Source organism: Euzebyales bacterium, from assembly GCA_035461305.1.
Lineage (GTDB): Bacteria > Actinomycetota > Nitriliruptoria > Euzebyales > JAHELV01 > JAHELV01.
The window spans coordinates 1-2,296 of the sequence record DATHVN010000116.1 but is presented as its reverse complement, the minus strand read 5'-3'; the positions used below and the strand labels follow the sequence as shown (position 1 = coordinate 2,296).

2 protein-coding genes are annotated in these 2,296 nt (G+C 69.7%); one reads left to right on the top strand and one right to left on the bottom strand.

Annotation, left to right across the window (positions count from 1 at the left end; all coding sequences use genetic code 11):
* Positions 1–330 precede the first annotated feature (330 nt).
* Positions 331–1,776 carry a nicotinate phosphoribosyltransferase gene (locus tag VK923_10830; GenBank protein HSJ45162.1) on the bottom strand — a complete coding sequence of 482 codons (1,446 nt, stop codon included), beginning with the start codon at positions 1,774–1,776 and terminating at the stop codon, positions 331–333.
* Between the two features lie 137 nt (positions 1,777–1,913).
* On the opposite strand from VK923_10830, the gene VK923_10825 reads away from it, so the two are divergent.
* On the top strand, positions 1,914–2,135 hold the full coding sequence (locus tag VK923_10825) for a hypothetical protein (GenBank protein ID HSJ45161.1): 222 nt from the start codon (positions 1,914–1,916) through the stop codon (positions 2,133–2,135).
* Positions 2,136–2,296: the final 161 nt, after the last annotated feature.

Here is a 2,296-nt window from a genome sequence, read left to right as displayed (position 1 = left end):
ACGGCGGCTGGCCGTCGCGGCCTCTGACTTCGAGTATCTCGGCGTCCCGATCGGGCTCGCCGACGCGGTGCCGCTTGATCACCAGTCGGTCACCGACAGTCGCGCGCAGGTCCTTCATCGCCGTCCCGCTCTCGGGTTGCTGCTGCATCGCCTCCAGTGTCGGACATGTCGCAGATGCGGTCGAGGGCGTTGTTCCTAGGCGACGTGGGACCTTCGTATGGCGACCCGGTTGCCTCGTCCCATCGGTGACGTCCTGGAACCGGTGCCCAGGTTCGAGCCCGACATCCTGCGAAGGCACGGCGATGACGGCGCGCACACTGCTCGAGGCATTCACCGACGGTGTGCGGTCTCCCGGTCGCGAACTCCGCGGGCGAGCGCCTCGAGGACGTCACTTCGCCGTGGCCGTGGCGGCTCCAGCGGGCGGTCGAGGCGGCGCCAGTGGTCGGGTAGGGCGTCGAGCTGGTCGGCAGCACGGTCCCGCGCCTCCCGCAGGTCGAAGTCGTGCAGGGCGTCGCCGTCCCGCCAGATCGGTGCCAGCAGCGGCTCGCCGTGCAGCGGCGGTTCATCGCGGGTGGCGAGCACGTCGCTGTCCGGTGCCCCGTCGCGATAGACCTGCTTCGCTCCGGGCAGCAGCACCTTGCCCTCGCTGTACTTCGCCCGCGGAGCCCCGTCGTAGCACACCAGCTTGTAGGCGATGTCGAGCGCCGGTCGGTCCGTGGACACCGTCAGCGCGGTGCCGACGCCGAACCCGTCGATCGGCGCCCCCGCGGCGATCAGCTCGGCGATCTCGAACTCGTCGACACCGCCCGACGCGATGATCCGCGTGGCGGTGAACCCGGCATCGTCGAGCAGCGCGCGACTGCGCGTGGCGTACTCCGCCAGGTCGCCCGAGTCGAGGCGGACCCCGATGAGATCGCTGCCGCGCGCACGCAGGCCCTGACCTATCTCGATCGCCGCCTGCACGCCCCCGATCGTGTCGTAGGTGTCGACGAGCATGATGGCCTGGTCGGGGTGGTCGTCGGCGAACGCGGCGAATGCCGCGGGTTCGTCTTCGTACGCCTGAATCAGCGAGTGCGCCATCGTGCCCGAGATCGGGATACCGAAGCGGCGGCCGGCCTCGACGTTGGAGGTTGCGTCGATGCCGCCGATGTAGGCCGCTCGGGCGGCCTCGATGCCGGTCTCCAAGCCCTGGGCACGGCGGAACCCGAAGTCGACGAGCGTGCGCCCGTCGGCGACGATGACGCACCGGGCTGCCTTCGTGGCCAGCACCGTGCTGCGCTGCACCACGTTCAGCAACGCGGTCTCCCACAGCATCCCGAGCGGCAGCGGAGCGGTGACCTCGATCAGTGGTTCCTCAGCGAGGACGACCGTTCCCTCCGCGACCGACCACACCTCACCGACCGGGTGCAGCTCGTGAAGCCAGTCCAGGAACCACCCGGGGAAGCCCTGGCCGCGGAGGTAGTCGAGCTCGGCATCGCCGTAGGAGAACCGTCGGAGCACGTCGAGCACATGCGGCATCCCGCCGGCCACGAACCACGGTCGCCGCTCGTCGGCACGGATGTGCAGGCTGAACGTCGCCGGAGCGGTCATGCCGTGGCGCAGGCAGGTCTGCGCCATCCGCAACTCGTACAGATCGGTGTGCAGGCCCAGCGCCTGGTCGGCCACCTCGAGGCTGTGGTCCACGGACGTCCCTTCTCGCACGATGTCGCTGCAGCCGGAACCCGCAACGCGGGTCACACGGGTCGACGGCAAACGGATGGGGCGTGTCTTGTTCATCTCCCCTCGTCACCGCTACGAAAGCCGGACCGGCCAGGCGGCACCGTGACCGGGAGACCAGCTCGGTCGGGCCGTTCGCCCCTACGCCTGCGCCGTGGCATCGGCGAACCTGGCGACAGCCGACGCGAGGTGCGGCGATGACGAAGACGGGCAAGACCATCCTGCAGGAGTCCGAGCTGTACGAGCTGCGCGCTCGGGTGGTCGAACTGGACGCCGAGCTCTCCGCGCTGCGCCGGGATCACGATGCGCTCACGGCGCTGGTGGACCGGATCGTGGTGTTGCTCAAGACCGAACACGCCGAGGACAGCGTCCTGCTGGCACAGGTCGAGCAGGCGGCCATCGACGCGATCACGCCGTGACCGCGGCGTCCGACAACTGACAGTGTGGTCATCCGCCGGTGCCCGTGCGCCGCTCGTAGGGGATGGTCTGCACCACACCGTCGTCGCCGATCGTGACCAGCAACTGTTCGTGCGGTGACGCCAGGATCGCCGCGATCACGACCTCGGTGTCGAGGCGCGCC

Excerpts from the sequence above, each read along its gene's own strand:
- VK923_10830 (HSJ45162.1), bottom strand. The coding sequence starts at position 1,776 with ATGAACAAGACACGCCCCATCCGTTTGCCGTCGACCCGTGTGACCCGC.
- VK923_10825 (HSJ45161.1), top strand. The coding sequence starts at position 1,914 with ATGACGAAGACGGGCAAGACCATCCTGCAGGAGTCCGAGCTGTACGAG.